Origin of the sequence: Micromonospora sp. LOL_025 (assembly GCF_048060285.1) — a bacterium.
Classification (GTDB): Bacteria; Actinomycetota; Actinomycetes; order Mycobacteriales; family Micromonosporaceae; genus Micromonospora.
Map to the genome: position 1 here is coordinate 1 of NZ_JBHMIR010000114.1, position 643 is coordinate 643.

General features: G+C 73.3%; 1 protein-coding gene. It reads left to right on the forward strand.

The window, feature by feature from the left end:
- The coding region (locus ACFHW0_RS31720; protein WP_416613307.1) for a beta-ketoacyl synthase N-terminal-like domain-containing protein at window positions 1–643 on the forward strand (643 nt) is incomplete at both ends.

Below are 643 nucleotides of genomic sequence, written 5' to 3' on the forward strand. Positions count from 1 at the left end.
TCGACGTGCTGGTGCGGGGCCTGGTCGCGCAGGTGCTGGGGCACGGTGGCGCGGAGGCGGTGCCGGCGGACCGGGCGTTCCGGGAGTTGGGCTTCGACTCGCTGACGGCGGTGGACCTGCGTAACCGGTTGAACGCGGCCACCGGGCTGCGGCTGGCCTCGACGCTGGTCTTCGACTACCCGACCCCGGCGGTGCTCGCCGACCACCTGTGGTCGGAGCTGGCCGGGGTGCGTCAGTCGACGGGCGACCTGGTCGCCGGCACGGTCGTCGGCACCGACGAGCCGATCGCGATCGTGGGCATGGCCTGCCGCTACCCGGGCGGCGTCGAGAGCCCGGACCAGCTGTGGGCGTTGCTGGCCGGTGGCGGCGACGGGATCTCCGAGTTCCCGGCGGACCGGGGCTGGGACCTGGAGTCGCTGTTCGATCCGGACCCGGACCGCAGCGGTACGTCGTACACGCGGCACGGTGGCTTCCTCTACGGTGCCGCCGAGTTCGACCCCGGGTTCTTCGGGATCTCGCCGCGTGAGGCCCTGGCGATGGATCCGCAGCAGCGGCTGCTGCTGGAGGCGTCGTGGGAGTCGTTCGAATCGGCGGGTCTGGACCCGCAGCGGCTGCGGGGCAGCCGGACCGGTGTCTTCGCCGG